At 73.7% G+C, this 19,608-nt stretch carries 20 protein-coding genes; 10 read left to right on the top strand and 10 right to left on the bottom strand.

Annotation, left to right across the window (positions count from 1 at the left end; translation table 11 throughout):
• Positions 1–7: 7 nt before the first annotated feature.
• From ACFZCP_RS36170 to ACFZCP_RS36155, 4 genes are read right to left on the bottom strand one after another with little or no spacing between them, the layout of a single operon-like run.
• Positions 8–748, bottom strand: a complete 741-nt coding sequence (locus ACFZCP_RS36170; RefSeq protein WP_391436764.1) for an MnhB domain-containing protein — start codon at positions 746–748, stop codon at positions 8–10.
• Positions 745–1,005, bottom strand: coding sequence for a hydrogenase subunit MbhD domain-containing protein (locus ACFZCP_RS36165; protein WP_391436758.1), 261 nt, complete (start codon positions 1,003–1,005; stop codon positions 745–747). Before ACFZCP_RS36165 ends, ACFZCP_RS36170 begins: the two co-directional genes overlap by 4 nt.
• On the bottom strand, positions 998–1,450 hold the full coding sequence (locus tag ACFZCP_RS36160; RefSeq protein ID WP_391436755.1) for a monovalent cation/H+ antiporter complex subunit F: 453 nt from the start codon (positions 1,448–1,450) through the stop codon (positions 998–1,000). The genes ACFZCP_RS36165 and ACFZCP_RS36160 overlap by 8 nt, the downstream gene beginning before the upstream one ends.
• Positions 1,447–1,629 (bottom strand): hypothetical protein, encoded by a 183-nt coding sequence (locus ACFZCP_RS36155; RefSeq protein ID WP_362690508.1) that lies wholly within the window; start codon positions 1,627–1,629, stop codon positions 1,447–1,449. The genes ACFZCP_RS36160 and ACFZCP_RS36155 overlap by 4 nt, the downstream gene beginning before the upstream one ends.
• Before the next feature lie 241 nt (positions 1,630–1,870).
• Between ACFZCP_RS36155 and ACFZCP_RS36150 the strand changes: the two genes are divergently transcribed.
• Positions 1,871–2,482: a VanZ family protein gene (locus ACFZCP_RS36150; protein ID WP_391436750.1), complete on the top strand. Its 612-nt coding sequence runs from the start codon at positions 1,871–1,873 to the stop codon at positions 2,480–2,482.
• A gap of 94 nt (positions 2,483–2,576) precedes the next feature.
• Complete coding sequence (locus tag ACFZCP_RS36145; RefSeq protein ID WP_391436748.1) at positions 2,577–3,809, top strand: ricin-type beta-trefoil lectin domain protein; 1,233 nt, start codon at positions 2,577–2,579, stop codon at positions 3,807–3,809.
• A 9-nt stretch (positions 3,810–3,818) separates the two neighbouring features.
• Here ACFZCP_RS36145 and ACFZCP_RS36140 read toward each other — a convergent pair whose 3' ends face one another.
• Positions 3,819–4,064, bottom strand: coding sequence for a hypothetical protein (locus ACFZCP_RS36140; protein ID WP_391436744.1), 246 nt, complete (start codon positions 4,062–4,064; stop codon positions 3,819–3,821).
• Positions 4,065–4,304: 240 nt separating this feature from the next.
• Here ACFZCP_RS36140 and ACFZCP_RS36135 point away from each other — a divergent pair, with 240 nt between their 5' ends.
• The gene (locus tag ACFZCP_RS36135) at positions 4,305–5,339 is read left to right on the top strand and encodes a PHP domain-containing protein (RefSeq protein WP_391436741.1); all 1,035 of its coding nucleotides are present in this window, start codon (positions 4,305–4,307) and stop codon (positions 5,337–5,339) included.
• Positions 5,340–5,752: 413 nt separating this feature from the next.
• On the opposite strand, the gene ACFZCP_RS36130 is transcribed toward ACFZCP_RS36135, so the two are convergent.
• Positions 5,753–7,042 carry an ROK family protein gene (locus tag ACFZCP_RS36130; RefSeq protein WP_391436736.1) on the bottom strand — a complete coding sequence of 430 codons (1,290 nt, stop codon included), beginning with the start codon at positions 7,040–7,042 and terminating at the stop codon, positions 5,753–5,755.
• A gap of 181 nt (positions 7,043–7,223) precedes the next feature.
• The gene (locus tag ACFZCP_RS36125; RefSeq protein ID WP_391436733.1) at positions 7,224–7,667 is read right to left on the bottom strand and encodes a MarR family transcriptional regulator; all 444 of its coding nucleotides are present in this window, start codon (positions 7,665–7,667) and stop codon (positions 7,224–7,226) included.
• Between the two features lie 108 nt (positions 7,668–7,775).
• Here ACFZCP_RS36125 and ACFZCP_RS36120 point away from each other — a divergent pair, with 108 nt between their 5' ends.
• Complete coding sequence (locus ACFZCP_RS36120) at positions 7,776–8,168, top strand: nuclear transport factor 2 family protein (protein WP_391436727.1); 393 nt, start codon at positions 7,776–7,778, stop codon at positions 8,166–8,168.
• Positions 8,169–8,306: 138 nt separating this feature from the next.
• On the opposite strand, the gene ACFZCP_RS36115 is transcribed toward ACFZCP_RS36120, so the two are convergent.
• On the bottom strand, positions 8,307–11,486 hold the full coding sequence (locus ACFZCP_RS36115) for a cytochrome P450 (RefSeq protein ID WP_391436724.1): 3,180 nt from the start codon (positions 11,484–11,486) through the stop codon (positions 8,307–8,309).
• Positions 11,487–11,719: 233 nt separating this feature from the next.
• Between ACFZCP_RS36115 and ACFZCP_RS36110 the strand changes: the two genes are divergently transcribed.
• A complete protein-coding gene (locus tag ACFZCP_RS36110) occupies positions 11,720–12,370 on the top strand; it encodes a PAS domain S-box protein (protein WP_391437120.1) in 651 nt (216 codons plus the stop codon).
• Positions 12,371–12,636: 266 nt separating this feature from the next.
• The gene (locus ACFZCP_RS36105) at positions 12,637–13,131 is read left to right on the top strand and encodes an FBP domain-containing protein (protein WP_391436719.1); all 495 of its coding nucleotides are present in this window, start codon (positions 12,637–12,639) and stop codon (positions 13,129–13,131) included.
• A 259-nt stretch (positions 13,132–13,390) separates the two neighbouring features.
• Here the strand turns inward: ACFZCP_RS36105 and ACFZCP_RS36100 are convergent, their stop codons facing one another.
• Entirely contained in the window at positions 13,391–14,386 is a 996-nt protein-coding gene (locus ACFZCP_RS36100) for a zinc-binding dehydrogenase (RefSeq protein ID WP_391436716.1), read from the bottom strand.
• A 123-nt stretch (positions 14,387–14,509) separates the two neighbouring features.
• Here ACFZCP_RS36100 and ACFZCP_RS36095 point away from each other — a divergent pair, with 123 nt between their 5' ends.
• The 4 genes from ACFZCP_RS36095 (at position 14,510) to ACFZCP_RS36080 (ending at position 18,825) form a co-directional block, all read left to right on the top strand.
• Positions 14,510–15,088, top strand: a complete 579-nt coding sequence (locus ACFZCP_RS36095) for an ABATE domain-containing protein (RefSeq protein ID WP_391436712.1) — start codon at positions 14,510–14,512, stop codon at positions 15,086–15,088.
• Positions 15,089–15,130: 42 nt separating this feature from the next.
• Positions 15,131–16,384 (top strand): aromatic acid exporter family protein, encoded by a 1,254-nt coding sequence (locus ACFZCP_RS36090; protein ID WP_391436709.1) that lies wholly within the window; start codon positions 15,131–15,133, stop codon positions 16,382–16,384.
• Between the two features lie 45 nt (positions 16,385–16,429).
• Entirely contained in the window at positions 16,430–17,515 is a 1,086-nt protein-coding gene (locus ACFZCP_RS36085; protein ID WP_391436707.1) for a hypothetical protein, read from the top strand.
• A gap of 110 nt (positions 17,516–17,625) precedes the next feature.
• Complete coding sequence (locus ACFZCP_RS36080; RefSeq protein ID WP_391436703.1) at positions 17,626–18,825, top strand: beta-propeller fold lactonase family protein; 1,200 nt, start codon at positions 17,626–17,628, stop codon at positions 18,823–18,825.
• On the opposite strand, the gene ACFZCP_RS36075 is transcribed toward ACFZCP_RS36080, so the two are convergent.
• A complete protein-coding gene (locus ACFZCP_RS36075) occupies positions 18,793–19,518 on the bottom strand; it encodes a DUF2470 domain-containing protein (RefSeq protein ID WP_391436699.1) in 726 nt (241 codons plus the stop codon). The genes ACFZCP_RS36080 and ACFZCP_RS36075 overlap by 33 nt on opposite strands.
• Positions 19,519–19,608 lie beyond the last annotated feature (90 nt).

Here is a 19,608-nt window from a genome sequence, read left to right as displayed (position 1 = left end):
CACGGGCTCAACTCCCCTGCTCCTCCTCGATCTCGACGGCCTGGTCCAAAAATCCCGCGAGCAGCAGGACCACCGCGCTCGCCACCTCCACGCCGATGGCCGCGTTCAGCAGCGGGACGGTGCCGCCCGAGGACAGCGTGTTGAACGTGCCGTACGGCAGCAGCGTGTTGGCCAGGAACGCGGTGCCCGCGAGGAGTCCGGCCAGCCCCAGGGCCAGGTAGGCGCAGACGCCGAGCGCGTCGGACAGCTCGAACGCGCCGAGGGGGCGGACGCGTTCCAGGGCTCCGTAGTCGGCACCGAGGTAGAGCAGGTGCAGGGCGGTCGCGGCGACGACCCCGCCCTGGAAGCCACCGCCGGGGCTGAGCTGTCCGTGGGCCACCACGTAGACGCCCGTGACCAGGGCGACGGGCAGCACGATCAGTGCGTAGCGGCGGACCGGCCGGGCCACCCGGGCGGGCTCCGGCTGCGCCCGCTGCTCGTCACGGGCCTCGCGCAGCAGTACCACGCAGCCGAGGACGGCGGCGAACAGGATGCTCATCTCTCCGAGGGTGTCGTAGGCCCGCTGGTCGAAATTGACGGACGCGATGGTGTTGGCGATGTGCCGGGCGAGGGAGGCCCGCACGGCCCGCTCGCCGTAGGGGTGCCACCGGCCGCCGAAGGCGGGCAGGTCGAGGCCGGCGGCGACCAGCAGGGCGGCGACGCCCGCGCCGCCCATGGCGAGCAGCCACAGCCGCAGCCGCCGGCTCATGTCCCTCGGTCCTCGCTCCGGCCGCGCCGCCTGACCTTGCGCACCGACAGCATGATCAGCAGCGGGGTGAGTGCGGAGCCCACGGCCAGCTGCGACAGACCGACGTCCGGGGCCTGGAGCACCGTGAACAGAACGGCCAGCAGAGCGCCGAGGACGGACAGCACCAGCGCCTGCCGGGTCGGGTCACGGAGCACCACGGCGAGGGTGGCGGAGGCGGCGACCAGCAGCAGGGGCACGACGATCACGGCGTCAGCCACCCCGCACCCCCTTGAATCCGCCGGTCAGCGCGCGTGCGGCGATCACGTTGCCGCCGATCAGCAGGGCGCCGGTCACCAGCAGTTTCACCATCGCCCGGCTCGGTCCCGCGGCCACGCACACCGCGGCCACGACCACCGCGCTCAGTCCGGCCGCCGCCCAGGTCAGGCTCCAGGCGCGGGGCGGGTCGCCGGCCAGTTCGTCGGCGAGCAGCCGGGCGAAGACGAGCGTGCCGACCGGGCCCAGCAGGGCGAGCAGCAGGGCGAGATCGACGTAGGCGGGGCGGCCGTACCCCTGCGCGAGCAGCAGGAGGGCCGGGCAGATCGCGGGGGTGGCCATGTTCTGCGCGACGACACGGCGGGAGAGCGGGCCGGTGGCCAGGCCCCACAGAGCGACGGCGCCTGCGCCGCCCAGTTCGGCGGTCGCCGCCAGGATCCACCCGTTCACCGCCAGGTCACCGCCCGCCGCCCGGCTCGCGCGAGCAGGGCCCCCACGGCCGCGGCGCTCGCCCCGACGATCCGCTCCAGCGTGTCGACGGACGAGACGAGAACCAGCCACAGCAGGGCCAGCCCGGTCCACCAGGCCAGGAGTTCGCCCAGGACGAGGGCGGCGGTACGCCGGTCCATCCGTGGCCTCCTCCGTCCGCTCCGTACGGCTGTGCGGCGTTCTGTCCGACGCGCCGCTCGAGGCATCCAAGCACCGCCGGACCCGTGCGGGGGCGGCGGCACGCGGGCCCGGGACCGGAGTGCCCCGGGAGCGTGAACGCAAACCGCCGGCGCGCACCCGGTGCCGCGCGGACGGCGGCATCCTGAACCGATGCGGGGGTAACCGGGCTACAGGCCATGGAAGTTGAAGACTGGAGGAGCGATGGACCGCACCGTTCTGCGCCTGCCCCGGATCCTGCGCGCCCCGGCGAAGCCGGCACCGGCCGGCCGGACCCGGACGAAGCGGGCGGCCGCCGGCCGGACCCGGACGAAGCCGGCGCCGACCGGTCGGGCCCGCCCGGCACCCGTGCGGCACGCCCTCCCGTTCCCCGTCCGTGCCCTGGCGATGCTGGTGGCCTTCGTCCTCATGGTGGCGTTCGCCGCCGTCCTCGCCCGGCTCACGTTGCAGCCGTCCCCGGCCTCGGCGGCCCTGACGCACAGCAATCTGCACCCCGGTCGCTCCCTCAAGGCGTACCTGGAGAACGCACCCGTGCGCGACGCGGTCAAGCAGATCGGGGGGAACGTGCTGCTCGGGGTGCCGTTCGGGGTGCTGGTCCCGGTGCTCGCGCCGCGCGCCCGAGGGGTGGTCCAGGTGCTGGCGCTCACGGCGTTCATGATGCTGCTGGTCGAACTGGTCCAGGGTGCGCTGGTCACCGGGCGGGCCTTCGACATCGACGACGTCGTCCTCAACACGACCGGAGCGCTGGTCGGCTGGCTGCTCCTGGGCCGGCGGCTGGGGCGTGCGGTGCACGCGCGCCGGCCCGCGGCTGAATGATCATCAAGAACAGGTCCGTACCAAGGTATTGACGCCTCCTTATCTCACTTCTTAAATCAAGAGGCATCTCGCCCCCCACGCCGATCGGAGAGTCATGGCCTCCCCACGCCTGCTCCGCAGATGCCTGTTCGCCACCCTGTCGGCCGCCCTGGTCGGCTCGGCCGCCGTCGTCCCGGCCCGGGCCGGGACCACAGCCCCGGCGGCCGCGGCCGTCACCACGTTCTCCGACACCTTCGACGGGCCCGCCGGCTCCGGGGTCGACTCCTCGAAGTGGACGATGGAGACCGGCGACAACGTCAACAACCACGAGCGGCAGTACTACACGTCCGGCACCGGGAACGCGGCCCTCGACGGCCAGGGCCACCTGGTCATCACCGCCCGCAAGGAGAACCCGGCGGGCTACCAGTGCTGGTACGGCAGCTGTCAGTACACCTCGGCCCGGCTGAACACCGCCGGGAAGTTCAACGCCCAGTACGGCCATGTCGAGGCCCGCATGAAGATTCCGCGCGGGCAGGGCATGTGGCCGGCGTTCTGGATGCTGGGCACGCCGGTCAACTGGCCGGACTCGGGCGAGATCGACGTGATGGAGAACGTCGGGTTCGAGCCCTCGACCGTGCACGGCACCATCCACGGACCGGGCTACTCCGGCTCGGGCGGCATAGGCGCCGGCTACAGCCTGCCGGGCGGGCAGGCCTTCGCGGACGCCTTCCACACCTTCGCCGTCGACTGGGCGCCCGACTCGATCACCTGGTCGGTGGACGGCACCGTCTACCAGCGGCGCACGCCCGCCGACCTGGGCGGCAAGACCTGGGTGTTCAACAAGCCGTTCTTCCTGATCCTGAACCTGGCGGTCGGCGGATACTGGCCCGGCGACCCGGACGGCTCCACTCAGTTCCCGCAGCAGCTGGTCGTCGACTCCGTGTCCGTGACGACGAGCAACGACGCGGCCGGCGTCCCGATCCGGGGCCTGGCGGGCAAGTGCGTGGACGTGGCGGGCGCGAACCCCGCCAACGGCACCCCGGTCCAGCTCTACGACTGCAACGGCACGGGCGCCCAGCAGTGGACGGTCGGTTCGGACGGCACGATCCGGGCGCTCGGCAAGTGCCTGGACGTCACCGGCAACGGCACGGCGGACGGCTCGACCGTCCAGCTGTGGGACTGCACGGGGGGACCCAACCAGAAATGGGCCGTCTCGGCGGCGCACGACATCGTCAATCCGCAGGCGGACAAGTGCCTCGACGCGACCGGGAACAGCTCGGCCAACGGCACCCGGCTGCAGATCTGGACATGCACGGGCGGCGCCAACCAGAAGTGGTCGGTCGGCTGAGCCGTCGTTTCAGTGCAGCGTCCAGGTGTACTTGTCGCCGCCCACGAAGCGCACCACTGCCGGGTCGTCCAGGTCGTGGATGGTGATGCCGTGGGAGGCCGCCGACTCCAGCACATCGGTGATGGACTTGGCCGAGCCGACCACCTGACCGTCGATCTCCATGATCCTGAAGGGCGGCTCGCCCGGCTTGCCCGGGCACAGCCCGAGGACCAGAACCCGCGGATGGGAGATGTACGGAACTGATTGTTCGGTCATGCAATAGAGCGTAGAACGCAACCCGGGCCGACGACTCGTCCGCGAGACCCGCCCAGGAGAGCGCCGGCCGCGGCCCGGGCCCGCGTGGTCACACACCGTCGGTGACCGGGGCGCGGAAGGACCGGTCGCCCCCGCCCGGCGACGCCGCGTGCCGACGCGGCCACGCGTCCGGGTGCCGTGCGCGTGCGGGGCGGGGGCGGCCGGGGAACCCTGGAGGGGCATGGCGAGGTGGAGGTGACCATGGATCCCGTCGCGGCCCTGGACCGGATCGCCTTCCTGCTGGAGCGGTCGCTGGCGCCCACCCACCGGGTACGGGCCTTCCGTACCGCCACCCGGGTGCTCTCGGCGCTGCCCGAGGGCGAGGTCACCGAGCGCGCGGCGGCCGGAACGCTGGAGTCGCTGAAGGGGATCGGCCCGAAGACCGCGCAGGTGGTGCGGGAGGCCCTGGCCGGGGAGGTGCCCGGCTATCTGCGCACGGTGGAGGAGGAGGCCGCCGGCCCGTCGGCCGCCGGCCCGGGCGCCGAACTGCGGGCGCTGCTGCGCGGGGACTGCCACACCCATTCGGACTGGTCGGACGGGGGCAGCCCGATCGAGGAGATGGGGCGGACCGCGGCCCGGCTCGGCCACGAGTGGACGGCCCTGACCGACCACTCCCCCCGGCTGACCGTGGCCCGGGGCCTGTCCCCCGGGCGGCTGCGCGAGCAGCTGGCGGCGGTGGCGGAGCTCAATGCGCGCTGGGCGCCGTTCCGGCTGCTCACCGGCATCGAGTGCGACATCCTGGAGGACGGTTCACTGGACCAGGAGCCGGAGCTGCTGGCACGACTCGACGTGGTCGTCGTGTCCGTGCACTCCAAGCTGCGGATGGACGCCCGCTCGATGACCCGCCGCATGGTGGCCGCCGTACGGAATCCGCATGCCGACGTGCTCGGCCACTGCACCGGACGCCTGGTCACGGGGCGCGGGCGGCCGGAGTCGGAGTTCGACGCGGAGGCGGTGTTCGCCGCCTGCGCCGAGTCCGGGACGGCCGTGGAGATCAACAGCCGTCCCGAACGGCTGGACCCGCCGCGCCGTCTGCTGCGCGACGCCGTGGCTGCCGGGGTGCTGTTCTCGATCGACACCGACGCGCACGCGCCCGGCCAGCTGGACTGGCAGATCCTGGGCTGCGCGCGGGCGGCGGAGTGCGGGGTGCCGACCGAGCGGGTGGTGACCACCTGGACGGCCGAGGCACTGCTGGCGTGGACCCATGACGGCCGGACGCGGGCCGGGGCGTCATGAGAAAGCCCCGGCCGTGACGGGGGAATCACGGCCGGGGCGGCCAGGTGGTGGGCACGGATGGCGGTCGCCTCTCGGCGAAAGGCTCCACAGGGCTTCAACCGAACGATCGTCCCTGTGGGCAAAAGGTGAGGCCCGGGGACACTGTCCCCTCCGCACCCACGCCTGGTTCAACGGGCAACCAACCCCTGGTGTTCCAGAGGGTGCCGTGACGTGCATCACGGCACCCTTCACTCGGAACGCCACACTCGGCACCCGCACCCCGCACTCGGCGATCGCGCCTCCGGCTGCCCTGCGCTCGCGCGCACCAGCCCTGGGCGACCCCGCGCTCAGCAACCCTGCGCTCAGCGCGGTGCCTGCCCGGCTCGTCGACCCCCGGCTCAGTGCGGTGCGCGATCGGCTCGTCGACCCCCGGCTCAGTGCGGTGCGCGCTCCTCCAGCGCGGCCCGCCAGGCGGGGTACCGGTCCTCGACCACCGGTTCGGCGCGGCGGCCGCCGCGGGCGAAGAAGTCGGCCAGCGGCAGGATCGCCGCACCGACGGTGACCGCGTCGGGGCCGAGCCGGCCCAGCTCGATGGCCACCTTGTCGGCCGGGTGGCGCAGGGCGTACGCCGTCGCGTGCCGGCGCACGGCAGGCAGGAACCGGGTGCCGAGCTGGAGCCCGGCCCAGCCACCGATCAGGATCCGCTCGGGCTGGAAAAGGTTGACCAGGTCGGACAGGCCGGCGCCCAGGTACTCGGCGGTCTCCTCCAGGACGGCGAGCGCGACCGGGTCCGGATCCTGACCCTCGGGCGGGTAGGCGGCCGCGAGCATCGCGGTCAGCGCGGTCTCCTCGTCGGTGCCCCTGGGCGGCCGTCCGCCCTCCTCGCGCCAGCGGGCCAGCAGCGACTCGGCACCCGCGTAGGCCTCCAGGCAGCCCGGCGCACCACAGCGGCAGCGGCGCCCCCGGACCCGTACCGTCAGGTGCCCCCACTCCAGGGCGCGGCCGTGCTCCACCTCGGGGGTGACCAGACAGGCACCGACACCGGAGCCGAAGAGCACGACCACCGCGTTGCGGGCGCCGCGCCCCCCGCCGAACCACATCTCGGCCTGCCCGAGGGTCTTGGCGCCGTTGTCGATGAAGTACGGGACGGTGTCCGGCAGTTGGGAGGTCGAGCGGAGCAGCTCCTCCAGCGGGACCGCGTCCCAGCCGATGGTCTGCCCGTGCACGACGGCACCCCGGTCCGCCGCGTGCTCGACGATGCCGGGCACACCGACCCCGACGCCGAGGAGCCGCTCGGGCGAGGCCCCCTCGGCCGTCAGGACCTCGGCGATGCCGTCGCGGATGTGGCCGGCGATGACGTCGACGTCGTAGTCCTGTGTGGCCAGCGGGCGTTCGGTGCGGGCGAGTTCGGTCAGCGTCAGGTCGAACAGCTCGACACGGACCCGGGTTTCACCGACGTCGACGCCGATCATCTGTCCGCTGCGCGGGGCCACACGCAGCAGGGTGCGGGGGCGGCCGCCGTCGGAATCGACGCTGCCCGCCTCCTCGACCAGGCCGTCGGCGACGAGGTCGGCAACCACGTTGCTGACCGAGCCCGAGCTCAGACCCGTGACCGGGCCCAGCTCGAAGCGGCTGAGGGGTCCGTCGAAGTACAGCCGCTGCAGCACGGCCGTGCGGTTGCTCCGTCTGAGATCCCGTACCGTGCGCCCGTTCCGCCCCGCCATGTGGCTCCCCTCGACCGTGTCCCGATCTGCAACATACCCTTGGGTACCAGATGCACGCGACATTCCGCCAACCCTTATTTCACGTAGTGAGCTAAGCGAGGGCGACATGGACGCGTTCCGCCGCACCGGCCCCCCGCACACCTCGGCGCGGCGGGCGGCGCGGGACCGGGACCGGGTCCCCTCAGCCGAAAGGCCCCTCGACCGCGAAGCGGCGCAGGTGGCGGGCGAAGGTTTCGGCCTCGTCCGGCGGCCACGAGGACAGACTCGCCAAGATGTGGTCGGCCAGCCGTGTGCGCAGTTCGGCCACGGCACGATCGCCCTGCTCGGTGAGGACGAGCAGATGGGCGCGCCGGTCAGCGGGGTCCTGCTCACGGCGGACGAGTCCGGCGGCCTCCAGCCGGGAGGCCCTGCGGGTCACCCCGGAGCGGTCGAGGCCGACGTCGGGGGCGAGGTCTGCCGCACTGCGGGGTCCGGTCCGGGCGAGCGCACTGAGGACCGGGTACGTCAGTTCGTCCACCGCCTCCCCCATGCCTTCGGTCAGCCTCTTGTGCAGCTGTGCGCGCGTACCGCGCCGCAACAGGATGCCCAGCGCGTCGGCGATGTCTTGTCCTACTTCGTTCGTCACCCCTCAAGAATAGCGTGCACCGCGCACGCATTGAGTGCTACAGTTCGAGACGAAGCGTGCGTGGCGCACGCATCTCCATCCTGATTCGTGTTCTCGAAGGGAACTCCCATGACCCGCCCCGACATCAAGGCCGCCCTTACCGACCTCATCTTCAACAGCGACCTCACCGTGCTGGAGGCCGTCGACCGCCACTTCACCCCTGAGTACCGCCAGCGCACCGACGGGGAGTGGGCCGACCGCGCGGAGTTCGTCGAGCACATCTCCCATGTGCGGACCCTCGTCGCCGACGGCCGTGTCGAGGTGCAGGAAGAGCTGTACGACGGCGGCAAGTACGCCGACCGGCACATCGTGTACATCACGAAGAAGGACGGCTCGACGGTGACCACGGAGGTCTACGTCTTCGCCGACCTCGCGCCCGACGGCCGGTTCATCCGCATCGAGGAGACCACCTTGATGCTCGAAGGTTCCGAGGCCGACCGGAACATCGGCAGCGCCCGCTAGGGCCGCGGCCCGGAGCACACCCGCACCGCCCCTGCCTGCCGGCCCGGCCGTCCGTGGCCGGGCCGGCAGGCAGGAGGCGGGCAGGCAGGAGGCCGTCTTCGTCGTGACGCGCACCGGGGCCGGCCTCCCGGCGGCGGATCACCCGGCCGCATACACGTCCTCGACGTAACGCCCGTCCGCCACCAGTGAGTCGAGCCACCGGCCGGCCGCCGTGTCGTCGGCGCCGGGGGTGTGCTTTTGGTACAGGGTGCGGAACGCCTCGCGCACGCCGGGTGCCATCCGGGCGCCGTCGCCGCAGACGTACACACGGGCCCCGGCGGTCAGCAGCTCCCAGACCTCGTCGGCTTCTGCGGCGATGCGGTGCTGCACGAACAGGGCGCCGTTGCGCGGGGCGGCGCTGAAGGCCGGTCGCAGCGACACGGCTCCGGCCTTCTCGGCGGCGTGGAGTTCACCGGCGTGCAGGTAGTCGGCGTCGGGGGCGTCGCAGCCGAAGTAGAGCAGGGCCGCGGGCAGTCGGACGCCTGCGGCACGGGCCGCGGCACGGTCGGCGACGGCCCCACGGAACGGCGCGAGGCCGGTGCCCGCGGCGACCATCACGACGGGCGTGCTGTCGTCGATCCGGAAGACCTCCCGGCAGGGCTGGATGCGGGCGTACAGGGTGTCGCCGGGCCGCAGGGAGGCGAGGTGTCCGGAGCCGGTGCCCCGGTAGCGGCCCCTGCCGGATCGCGCGGGGGCGTCCAGGACGGAGACCATCAGGTCGGCGTGGCGCGGGTCGGCCGCCGGGGAGGAGGAGAGCGAGTAGTGGCGGGGCCGGATCGGCGTCAGCAGGTCGATCAGGTGCGGCCAGTCGAGCGCACCGCGCAGGGCGGGGTGGTCCTCGGCGATCTCCACCAGGGTGCGCGGGTCGTCGTCGCCCAGGGCGGCGAGGGCGGCGCGCTCGGGCGGGCAGGGGTTGGCCTCGGCGAGCAGGGCCAGCTGCCGCGCGGTCGGGCGTTCCTGCAACTCAACCTGCTGTGTGAGTAGTTGACGTACCGTCAGTGGACGGTCCACGGCGAGGCCGTCGCGGCGCGGGCGGGTGGCCCGGATGTCCAGGACGGTGTCGAGGTCGACGCCGAGTGCGGCGGCGGCGCGGTCCACGAGGTCCGGGGCGTTGGCCGGGAGCACGGTCAGGTGGTCGGCGGTCCGGTAGGTGATGCCGTCGGGCAGGGCGACGCGCAGGAACCGCTTGGTGCGCGGGTGGCCCGGGGCAGTGAGGTCGTACGCCTCGGTGACGGTCATCGGCAGCAGCCCGTGCCGCTCGGCGAGGGCGTCCAGCGGGCCGCCGGCGAGGGCGCGGACCTCGTACGCCGTGGCCGGCTCGCCCGCCGCGCCGGGGGCGGCGTCGGGGTCGCCGTGGTCCTGGAGCAGGGCGATGCGCAGCCGGGCGGTGAAGTCGCGGACGGCGCCGGTCAGGTCGCCCGAGGCGTCGGCGGCGGCGCGGTCGGTCAGCCGGGTGGCGCCGAGTTCGGCGAGGCGGGCGTCGATGCGGGTGGGGATGTGCTGGTAGGTGGTGGCCCAGTTGCGGTCGCCGACGCCGAGGACGGCGTAGGTGACGCCGCTCAGGTCGGGGGCGTGGTCGAGCCAGGCGGTGAAGGCGGTGGCGTCGTCGGTGGGGCGGCCGTTGTAGGAGGCGGCGGTGATGACGACGGGCCGGTCGGTGGGCAGGCCGTCCGCGTAGTCGTCCAGGGCGGCGACCTCGGTGGCACAGCCGAGGGCGGCGGCCTCGTCGGCGAGCTGGGCGGCGAAGGCACGGCAGGTGCCGTAGTTGCTGCCGTGCAGGAAGAGCGTGCCGGTACCGGGGCGGACGCGGGCCGGCAGGGTGTCCGGGGCCGGTGCCTGGGTGCCGGAGGTGGTCGCGGTGCCCGGCAGCGGGGCGTGGATCCGGTCCGCGGGCGTGCGCGGTGTGAGGGTGAGGGTGAAGCCCTCGGGCTTGAGGGTGAGGGTCTCCTTCACGGTGAGCGCGTAGTCGGCGTGGTCGTGCAGCCGGTAGCGGTGGACCAGCATGGCCAGCAGCATGGTCGCCTCGTGCTGCGCGAACTGCCGCCCGATGCAGGCGCGTTCACCCGTCCCGAAGGGCTTGAACGCATGCACCGGGCGGGCCCCCTCGGCCTCGGGTGTGAAGCGCTCCGGGTCGAACAGCTCCGGGTTGTCGCCCCACACGGGCTGCCGGTGCAGCATCGGGGTGAGCACCGTGACGGCCTGTCCGGCGCGCAGCGGCACCCGCCCGCCGAGCAGCGTGTCCTCGCGGGCGTGCCGGCTGAAGGCGGCGGCCGTCGGCCACAGCCTGAGCGCCTCGTTGAGGACCTGGCGGGTGTAGGTGAGGCGGCCGATGTCCTCGTACTCCGGTTCGGGGTCCGGGGTGTCGCCCCACAGCGCGTCGGCCTCGCGCTGGACGAGGCGGAGCGCGGCCGGGTGCTTGGCGAGGTAGTAGAGGGCGAAGGACATGGCGCCGGAGGTCGTCTCATGGCCGGCGATCAGGAAGGTGATGACCTGGTTGCGGATGTTGGCCGCGTCCAGCGTGGTGCCGTCGGCCGGGTGGCGGGCGCTGAGCATCAGCCCGAGCAGGTCCTCGGCCGCGCTCTGGTCGGTCCCGGTGCGGGCGGCGATGACGTCGTCCACGACCCCGGCGAGGTAGTCGGCCTCCGCGCGGAAGGCTGCGTCGGCGGCCGTGTGGTCCTCGCCCGGGGTGCGGGCGAGGCGGGTCATGGCCCACTCCAGGCAGCGCACCATCGACTCGACGAAGGGGTGCGGCTCGGCCCGCTCGAAGGAGCCGAAGTCGTAGGCGAATCCGGCCAGGCCGATGGTGTCGAGGGTCATGCGGGTCATGTCGTCGGGGACGTCGACCGGGTGTCCGGCGCGGGCGGCGCGGTCCCAGGAGTCGATGAGCCTGCGGGCCACCTTCAGCATCACCGGGTGGTAGGTCTTCATCGAGCCGAGCGCGAAGGCCGGCATGAGGATGTCGTGGGCCCTGGCCCAGTTGGGCTCGTCGTTGTGGGCGGTGAACAGGCCGTCGGCGGTGAAGGCGCGCACGTTCTCCAGCGCGGGCCCGATGTGCTTGGCGAACCGCTCCTCGTCGGCGAGGTCGGCGACCAGGTCGGCATCGGCGACGAACAGCGCCTCGCGCTCGTGCAGCCGGCGCACCAGCACCGGTCCGTGGGTGCGCATCAGCTCCATGACCTGCTGGAGAGGGGTGTGGCCGGGCCCGGTGGCGGTGATGTCCACGACGGGGACGCCCGGCAGGGAGCCGGCCGTTTCGGGGTGCAGTGCGGTGGGGGGCATGGCGCGACAACCGCCTTTCGCAGAACGGAATCCTGTGGTCCAGGGTGGTCGACCGGGCAGGGGCCTCCGGGCCGCGGCACTACACGATCGTGCAGTCGAAAGTCGGCACGAGGGCTTGCGCGCCGTCGGCACGGCCGACGCGGCACCGCCTGTGCACATCGCCTCCACGGGATCCGTGAAGTTGCCGGTGACCTGGCCGCCCGTCTTGGATGGGCGGAGACCGGGAGGTGCAGGTGGAGGCAGAGCGGGCCGATGCGGTGGTGTGGCGCAACCGTGCGCTGACCCTCTTCGACCGGGTCGCCGTGCCGGTCGCGGTGTGCGACGTGTACGGCGAGGTGGTGCTCGCCAACCCGGCGATGGCCGCGGAGTGCGGTACGACGCCGGGGCGGCTGCGGGGCCGGGACGTACTGGAGCTGTTCCGGCCGCAGGAGACCACGCAGGTGGAGCGGATCGCCGAGGCGCTGCGGATGCGGCGCCGCTCGCGCTACCAGGTGTCCGTGCGCTGGAGCGCGCCCGGCGGTGCGGAGCGGTACGGGGAGCTGACGGCGGATCCGGTGAGCGACAGCGTGGACATGACGCCCGCGCTGCTGGTGATGCTGCGGGTGCAGGGTGAGCGCACCGTCCGCCGCGCACCGGAGCAGGTTGCGGTCACGTCGGTGGAGGGCCGGGTGCTGGCGCTGCTGGCCCAGGGCGCCACCACGGCCCGGGCCGCACGCGAGCTGGGGCTCAGCAAGGACGGCGTCACCTATCACCTGCGGCGCCTGTCGGCCCGCTGGAACGCGGCCAACCGCACCGAACTGGTCGCCCGCGCCTACGCCCTGGGGGTGCTCGTGCCGGGGGTGTGGCCCCCGCAGCCGCGACCGGCGGATAGCGGCGTCGAGTAGGACGTGCCCGCACCCTCGGGTGCACCGAGGCCTGCGGGCGTGTGCCGGATCGTTCTTCAGGTCCTGGAGGTGGTACCCGCCACCCTCCCCGGGCTGGGCGGCCACCCGGACGCCCCTGCAGCCACATGGTCCGCCGCCCACCGGTCGCGCGACGGCGGCACATGCCGGAAATCCATTGGCCCGTCCTCCTCCTGGCTATCTAGGCTAGCCGTGAACCTAGAGACCCTAGGTTCATCACGGCCCCGTATCCGGAAGGACCCCTCCCCATGAAGCCCCTCACCGAGCAGGACATCCGCAACTCGTTCATCAACTGCTCCAAGGGGGAGGCCAAGCGCCTGGTCGTCCCGCGCGACCTCGGTGAACGCCCGTGGGACGACCTCGACTTCCTCGGCTGGCGGGATCCCGGGGCCCCCGACCGCAGCTATCTGGTCGCCGAGCGGGACGGACGGCTCGCCGGTGTCGCCCTGCGCTTCCCGGCCGCGCAGCGCGGGTTCCTGCACCGCAGCATGTGTTCGGTCTGCCTGACGACGCACCCCCGGGGCGGGGTGTCCCTGATGACCGCACGGAAGGCGGGCACGGCGGGCCGCGAGGGCAACTCGGCGGGGGTGTACATGTGCACGGACCTTGCGTGCTCGCTGTACGTGCGCGGGAAGAAGCTGCCGGATTCCGCGTCCCGGTTCGAGGAGAGCCTGACCCTGGAGGAGCAGATCGCCCGCCTGACGGACCGTCTGTCCGCGTTCCTCGCCAAGCTCCGCGCCTGACGGACCGCCGGACCACGCACTTCACCAGGTTCCGCGCCCGACGGACCGCCGGACCACGCCCCTCGCCAGGCTCCACACCCGACGGACCGCCGGACCACGCCCCTCGCCAGGCTCCACACCCGACGGACCGCCGGACCACGCCCCTCGCCAGGCTCCACACCCGACGAACCCCCGACCCACGCCGCTCGCCGAGCTCCACGCCCGACGGACCGCCCGTGCAGGCGCCTCGGCACACTGCACGCCTGGCGGACGGTGCCGGTCAGGCTCCCGGGGTGAGCACGATCTTGCCCCGGTTGTCCCGGCTCTCCAGCCGCTCGTGCGCGGCGCGCGCCCGGGACAGCGGGAGCACGGTCTCGACCGGCACCCGGTAGGCGCCCGCGGCCGCCCGCTCGGCCAGTTCGCGCAGGTCGGGGCGCGGGTCCCAGCCGTGGATCTGCAGGTTGGTCAGCTGGAAGCCGAGGATCGCGATGTTCTTCGGGTAGAAGTCGCGGGTGTCGACGGTGCTCGGCTCCAGGGCGACGTTGGCGAGCGCGACGACCCGGCCGCCGTGCGCCGTCTCGTGCAGGCTGTGCCCGAAGGCCCGGCCGCCCACGGTGTCGAGGACGACATCGGCACCGCGCCCGCCGGTCAGCCGGAGCACCTCCTCGACCTCGGCCTCGTCCGCGTGCCGGGAGGTGTCCACGGTCTCGGCCGCGCCGAACCGCCCGGCCCACGCGGCCTTTTCGGCCGATCCGGCGAGGGCGAGGACCCGCGCCCCGGCCTCGGCGGCGATCTGCACGGCCGCGGTGCCGACACCGCTCGCCGCGGCCTTCACGACGACCGTGTCCCCCTTGCCGACCCGGGCCAGGCGGCGCAGGCAGTACCAGGCGGAGAGCCAGGCCACGGGCAGGGCGGCCGCCTCGACCGGGTCCACCCCGTCGGGCAGCGGGGTCACGCGGGTGGCGCGGACGGCGGCGTACTCGGCGTAGAAGCCGGGTGAGTCGATGCCGTCGAGTGCCATGACACGCTGCCCGACCCGAAGCCCTGCCACCCCCTCCCCCACCGCGGCCACGGTTCCGGCGGCTTCCACACCGGGGATCAGCGGCGGGCGTCCGGCCCGGTGGTACTTGCCGGCCCTGACCAGCGCGTCCGCGCGGTTCACCCCCGCCGCCTCGATCCGGACCAGCACCTGACCGGGCCCGGCGACCGGGTCCGGCACCTCCACCGGCACCAGCACCTCGGGCCCGCCGAACTCCTCGATCCGCACCGCACGCATCCCACACCGTCCCGTCTCAGAAGGATCTGCTTCACACCGGTTGAACAGGTGTAACGGTGCGACACCGCTTCAACCGGTGTCAAGTCACCACCTGAAGCAGTGTCACCGAGGTAGGCTGATCCCATGCCCCAGCCATCCGACCCGGCGCTCGCCTTCCCCTTCCTGGGCGGCCGCCCCTGTCTGGACTTCGTCGCCACGCTCGGCAAACGGCACGCCGCGCCCGTGGAGCGGCTCCCCGACCCCGGTGCCCTGGCCCGCTGGATCGCCGAGGCGGGACTGTCCGCCGAGGACGGTCCCCTCCCGGTCACCGCGCGGGACCTGACCGAGGCCCGCACCCTGCGCGAGGCGGTCCATCGCGTCGTACGCTCGGCGATGGCCGGGCAGGAGCCGGACGCGGACGACGTGCGGCTGGTCAACGAGTTCGCGGCCCGGCCGGATCTCGCCCCCCAGCTGGGGCCCCGGCGCTGGGCGGCCCGTCATCCGGCGCGCGCTGCCCTAGCGACCGTGGCCCGGGACGCCGTCCTGCTGGTCGGCGGCCCGCTGCTGGAGCGGGTCAAGAAGTGCGGGAACCCGGAGTGTTCCCTGCTGTTCCTGGACGACTCCCAGGCCCGGCGCCGCCGCTGGTGCTCGATGGAACGCTGCGGCAACCTCGCCAAGGTCGCCGGCTACCGCTCGCGCAACCGGGCCGCCCCGACGCGGTGAAGGTACGTTCGCCCCGCGTGCGGAACGGGAACAGGCCAAGGGATGCACGTCGTACGCAAGTGGAGCGAGCGACTCCTGAGCCTGGTGGGACGCCGTCGGGAGCCGGTGGTCGTCCAGACGCTGCGGTCGGCCGCCGCGGCGACGATCGCCTACGTCGTCGCGCTGCGCCTGAGCCCCGAGCCGGCCCCGCTGACCGCGCCCCTGACCGCGCTGCTGGTCGTCCAGGTCACCTTCTACGCCACTCTCACCAACGGCATCCGCCGGGTGAACTCGGTGGTGGCCGGGGTGCTGGTCGCCATCGCCTTCAGCCTGCTCGTGGGGCTGACCTGGTGGAGCCTCGCGCTGCTGATCGTGGCCTCGCTGGCCGTGGGGCACCTGGTGCGCGTCGACGAGTACGTGGCCGAGGTGGCGATCAGCGCCATGCTGGTGCTCGGGGTCACCACCGTCGGGTTCACGGCCTGGGCGCGGATCGTGGAGACGCTGATCGGCGCAGTCGTCGGAATGGCCTGCAACCTTCTGCTGCCGCCCCCGGTGTGGGTGGACCAGGCCGGCGAGTCGATCGAGGGCCTCGCGCGCAGGGTGCGTCAGTTGATGCTGCGGATGGGTGAGGAGGCCGCGGGCCGGTTCCCCTGGCAGCGGGCGGCCGAGCGGCTGCACGAGGCACGCCGGCTGGACCACGACATCGTCCGGGTGGACGCGGCGCTGCGGCAGGCGGAGGACAGTCTGCGGCTCAATCCACGCGTCAAGGAGGGGCTGCTGAACCGGGTCGTGCTGCGCACCGGACTCGACACGCTGGAGATCTGCACGGTCGTCCTGCGGGTGCTGGCCCGCACCTTCACGGACCTGGCCAAGGCCCGCGGGCCCGAGCCGCTGTTCCCGCCCCCGGCCGGGGCGGTCATGGAACAGCTGCTGTCCGAGATCGCCGACGCGGTGGTCAGCTTCGCGGTGCTGGTCACCACCCATCTGCGCGAGAACGCCGAATCGGCGGAGGCGCGCCTCACGGCCGAGCTGAGCACGGCGGCCGGCACCCGCGACCGGCTGGCCGAGCTGCTCCGGGAGGAGGTCCGCGACGACTGGGCGAACTGGCAGCTGATGGGCGCCGCGCTGACCGAGGTGAACCGCATCATCGACGAGCTCGACACCGAGCACCGCACCCGCCGCCTGCTGGAGGAACTGGACCGGGTGTCCCGGGAGCAGCGGGCGAAACTGCCCCGGATGTCCCGGCTGCGCGAGCGCCTCGGCGTGCAGGAGGAGCTGTGGCGGAACCGTACGGGGGTCGGCCAACGTTCTGAGTAAGGAGTGCCGGGGCGGGGCCGGCACCAGAGGCGAAGGAGCGGGCCGATGGCCGAGGCCGCCGTACGGATCGACGGGAACACACTGCGGCTGCCGGGCGGGGTGGCGGTCCGGTTCGTGCGCACGCTGCGGCTGCCCGAGACGGGCACGCATCCGCTGCCGCCCGGGCTCGGCGAGTTCCCGGTCCGGCGGGTGGCCGACCACGCCGACCGGGTCCCGGCGCAGTGGCTGGCGCGCGGTGGCGTGATGCTGCCGGTGTACCTCCGCGAGGCGATGTGGCTGAGCTTCGCCGGTACGGCGGAACCGGCCGCCCTGCAGGTCGGCGTCGGCAAGGTGTGCGCGGTCTCCGGCAGACCGTGGCGTGAGCGCCTCTCCCGCGACCCGCAGAACTACGTGGTGCTGCCCCGCCAGCCCTGGCTGGACGGCATCAACTCCGGCACGGGGACGGTCCGCCAGTTCGTCGCCGTGCCGCTCGGTCTGGGCGCGACCGTGGAGGGACAGGTCACGGGCGAGGAGGTGTGGGGCGGGGTCCAGCTGCAGTCCTTCCCCCTGAAGGAGGAGGCCCTGGCCGAGTGGCGGCGCCGGGAGCGGGAAAGGCGCGAGCGGGAGAGTCGCGCCGCCCGGACGCGCGGGGCCGCCGGCGGCTTCGGCGGCCCGCCGCCGATGGGCGGCTACGGCGGGCCCGTGCCGATGGCGGCGGCCGCCCCCGGCGGACCCCCGCCGGCTCCCGCGGCCGCGCCCCGGCCACAGGCCGCGGCCATGGGCCTGGGTGTCGGCGGCTCGATGCTCCAGGAGGTCTACCAGGACGACCGGCCGCTCACGGACTGGTCCGAGACCCCCGCCGGGCGGGTGTTCGTCCATCTGGTCACGCCCCCGGAGTGGCGCCGCATCACGGGCGAGGCGCCCCCGGCGTCGCCGGTGGACCGGGCGGCGTACACGAGCGCGGGACTGCCCTGGTACGACTACTACGACGAGGACGCCGAGGACCTCGCCCCCACGGACACCCTGGAGGCCGTCAAGCCGGTGGGCGACTGGCTCGGGGACGATCTGGACCCCTGGCAGCAGCCGTCCCCCGGCCAGGTGACACCGCTGAAGGACGCCCAGGGCAGACCGGTGGAGGACGGGGACTGGTAGCCCGAGAGCGTTGCATGCTGCGCAACGCTCATTGCCCTTCTTGCCTTTGACAGTGGTTTGGCGCCAGGGTGGCTGTCACGACCGGGGCAACCGACGACCTGAGGTGCGGCATGGACACGGACGCGCGGGCGGCGCGCGGAGGCTGGAGCAGACGCCGGTTCGTCGGGGCCGTGGCGGGCGCGGCGGCCGTGGTGACGGTGCCCGCTCCGGCGGCTCCGATCGCGGACGGCGCACCGGCGGCCGAACAGCGGCCCGCGGCTCGGCCGCCCCGGACGGACCCCCGCGCCCGCCCCCTCCTCCTGGGCACCTACACCTCCGTCGAGGGCGGCGGCACCGGCATCGGGCTGGCCTCCTACGACCCGGACACGGGCCGGATCACGGGTTCGGGGACGCTCACCGGGGTGCCCGACCCGTCGTACCTCGCGCTGCACCCGGACGGCCGCACGCTGTACGCGGTCGACGAGCGCCAGGACGGGTCGGTCACCGCGGTGCGCCTGGCGGACCGGCGGATCCTCGGCGCCCGGAGCACGGGCGGGGCAGGGCCCTGCCATCTGTCCGTCCATCCGGGCGGCCGCTGGCTGCTGAGCGCCAACTACCAGTCGGGCAGCGTCGCCGTGCACCCCGTCGACAGCTCCGGCGCCCTCGGCGAGCGCACCGACCTGGTCACGCACACCACCCCGCCGCCGGGTCCGGGCCAGCAGGGCCCGCACGCCCATCAGTTCATCACCGCACCCGACGGCGGCCATGTCCTCGCCGTCGACCTCGGCACCGACACCGTCTACTCCTACCGCCTCGACCAGGCGAAGGGCACGCTCACCGAGGCGGCCCAGGCCCACACCCGGCCCGGCGCGGGCCCGCGCCATCTGGCCTTCCACCCGGGCGGCCGGTACGCCTACCTGGCCAACGAGGTGGACGACACGGTCGCCGTCTGCGGTTACGACCCGGCCACCGGCCGCCTCACGATCGGCGATCCCCAGTCCACGGGCTCGGCCGGAGGCACCAACTACCCGGCCCAGCTCCTGGTGACCGCGAACGGCTCCTACGCCTTCCTCGCCAACCGGGGCCACAACAGCATCGCGCGCTACGCCGTCGAGGCGGACGGCGCCCGACTGCGGCTGCTCGGCACGGTACCGGTGGCCGGCGACTTCCCGCGGCAGATCGCCTTCTCGCCCGACGGCCGGCTGCTGTTCGCGGCGAACCAGCGCTCCGGCACGGTCAGCGTCTTCCACGTGGACGCCGCGAGCGGGGAACTGCGTCAGGCGGGCGAGCCGTTCGCCTCACCCGTCGCCGTCTGCGCGCTGCCGCTGTAGCGCGCGGGGGCAGACGGCGGCGCTCGCCTGCGTGAGCAGCGCGTGCATGCGCTCGGTGAGCTGCGCGACGTCGTCGGCGGGCGTGTGGAACGGCAGCCGTACGTCGCCGTGGGCGCGGGTGCGTTCGATGCGCAGGGTCAGCCCGTGCCGGTCCACGGCGAGGGGCACCACCCGGGTCACGGCGTGCAGGCTCTCGGGCCGCACGAGCCGGGTGAGCCGCTCGACGGCGTCCGGATGGGCGTCGGCGAGATGGGTCAGCAGCTGGGCCTCGGCGGCGGCCAGCGGGTCGGGCCGGGCGGCGGCGAACTCGTCGAGTTCGACGAGAACCGCGCCGGACGGCCGGCGCAGCACCACCCGGGTGGCCCTGAAGAACAGGCGTCCCTCGTCCGGGGTGAACCAGCCGGCCAGCCACAGCCGGGCCCGGATCCGTCGGCGCACCGGTACCGGGGCCACGTCCGCGAATTCCAGCACGGCGGAGGGCTCCCCGCGCGGAGCGCACAGCGCGGCGGCGAACAGGGCGCTGTCCTCGGGCACGTGCAGCAGCACGGCGCCGCCCTCGGTCACGGAGTGCGCGCCGACGTACTCCTCGCGCGCACCGTCCGCGGTCACCGCGCACGACCACGCGGCCTCCAGCACCGACCGTGCCTGCTGCGCCGCACCGGGTCCGGCCGCCCAGTCCTGCGTGTCACCCATCCCGAGACCTCCTTAGGTAAGCCTTGCCTAACCTATCGAAGATCCGAGCGCACGCCAACCACACCGCGACGAGAACGTCGCGGGCCGGGG

Origin of the sequence: Streptomyces sp. NPDC007971 (genome assembly GCF_042958635.1) — a bacterium.
Classification (GTDB): domain Bacteria; phylum Actinomycetota; class Actinomycetes; order Streptomycetales; family Streptomycetaceae; genus Streptomyces.
This window is presented reverse-complemented; position numbering and strand designations above follow the sequence as displayed.

Coding starts and splice junctions, on each gene's coding strand:
- ACFZCP_RS36170 (WP_391436764.1), bottom strand. CDS start 748: ATGAGCCGGCGGCTGCGGCTGTGGCTGCTCGCCATGGGCGGCGCGGGC.
- ACFZCP_RS36155 (WP_362690508.1), bottom strand. CDS start 1,629: ATGGACCGGCGTACCGCCGCCCTCGTCCTGGGCGAACTCCTGGCCTGG.
- ACFZCP_RS36150 (WP_391436750.1), top strand. CDS start 1,871: ATGGACCGCACCGTTCTGCGCCTGCCCCGGATCCTGCGCGCCCCGGCG.
- ACFZCP_RS36145 (WP_391436748.1), top strand. CDS start 2,577: ATGGCCTCCCCACGCCTGCTCCGCAGATGCCTGTTCGCCACCCTGTCG.
- ACFZCP_RS36140 (WP_391436744.1), bottom strand. CDS start 4,064: ATGACCGAACAATCAGTTCCGTACATCTCCCATCCGCGGGTTCTGGTC.
- ACFZCP_RS36135 (WP_391436741.1), top strand. CDS start 4,305: ATGGATCCCGTCGCGGCCCTGGACCGGATCGCCTTCCTGCTGGAGCGG.
- ACFZCP_RS36130 (WP_391436736.1), bottom strand. CDS start 7,042: ATGGCGGGGCGGAACGGGCGCACGGTACGGGATCTCAGACGGAGCAAC.
- ACFZCP_RS36120 (WP_391436727.1), top strand. CDS start 7,776: ATGACCCGCCCCGACATCAAGGCCGCCCTTACCGACCTCATCTTCAAC.
- ACFZCP_RS36115 (WP_391436724.1), bottom strand. CDS start 11,486: ATGCCCCCCACCGCACTGCACCCCGAAACGGCCGGCTCCCTGCCGGGC.
- ACFZCP_RS36105 (WP_391436719.1), top strand. CDS start 12,637: ATGAAGCCCCTCACCGAGCAGGACATCCGCAACTCGTTCATCAACTGC.
- ACFZCP_RS36100 (WP_391436716.1), bottom strand. CDS start 14,386: ATGCGTGCGGTGCGGATCGAGGAGTTCGGCGGGCCCGAGGTGCTGGTG.
- ACFZCP_RS36095 (WP_391436712.1), top strand. CDS start 14,510: ATGCCCCAGCCATCCGACCCGGCGCTCGCCTTCCCCTTCCTGGGCGGC.
- ACFZCP_RS36090 (WP_391436709.1), top strand. CDS start 15,131: ATGCACGTCGTACGCAAGTGGAGCGAGCGACTCCTGAGCCTGGTGGGA.
- ACFZCP_RS36085 (WP_391436707.1), top strand. CDS start 16,430: ATGGCCGAGGCCGCCGTACGGATCGACGGGAACACACTGCGGCTGCCG.
- ACFZCP_RS36080 (WP_391436703.1), top strand. CDS start 17,626: ATGGACACGGACGCGCGGGCGGCGCGCGGAGGCTGGAGCAGACGCCGG.
- ACFZCP_RS36075 (WP_391436699.1), bottom strand. CDS start 19,518: ATGGGTGACACGCAGGACTGGGCGGCCGGACCCGGTGCGGCGCAGCAG.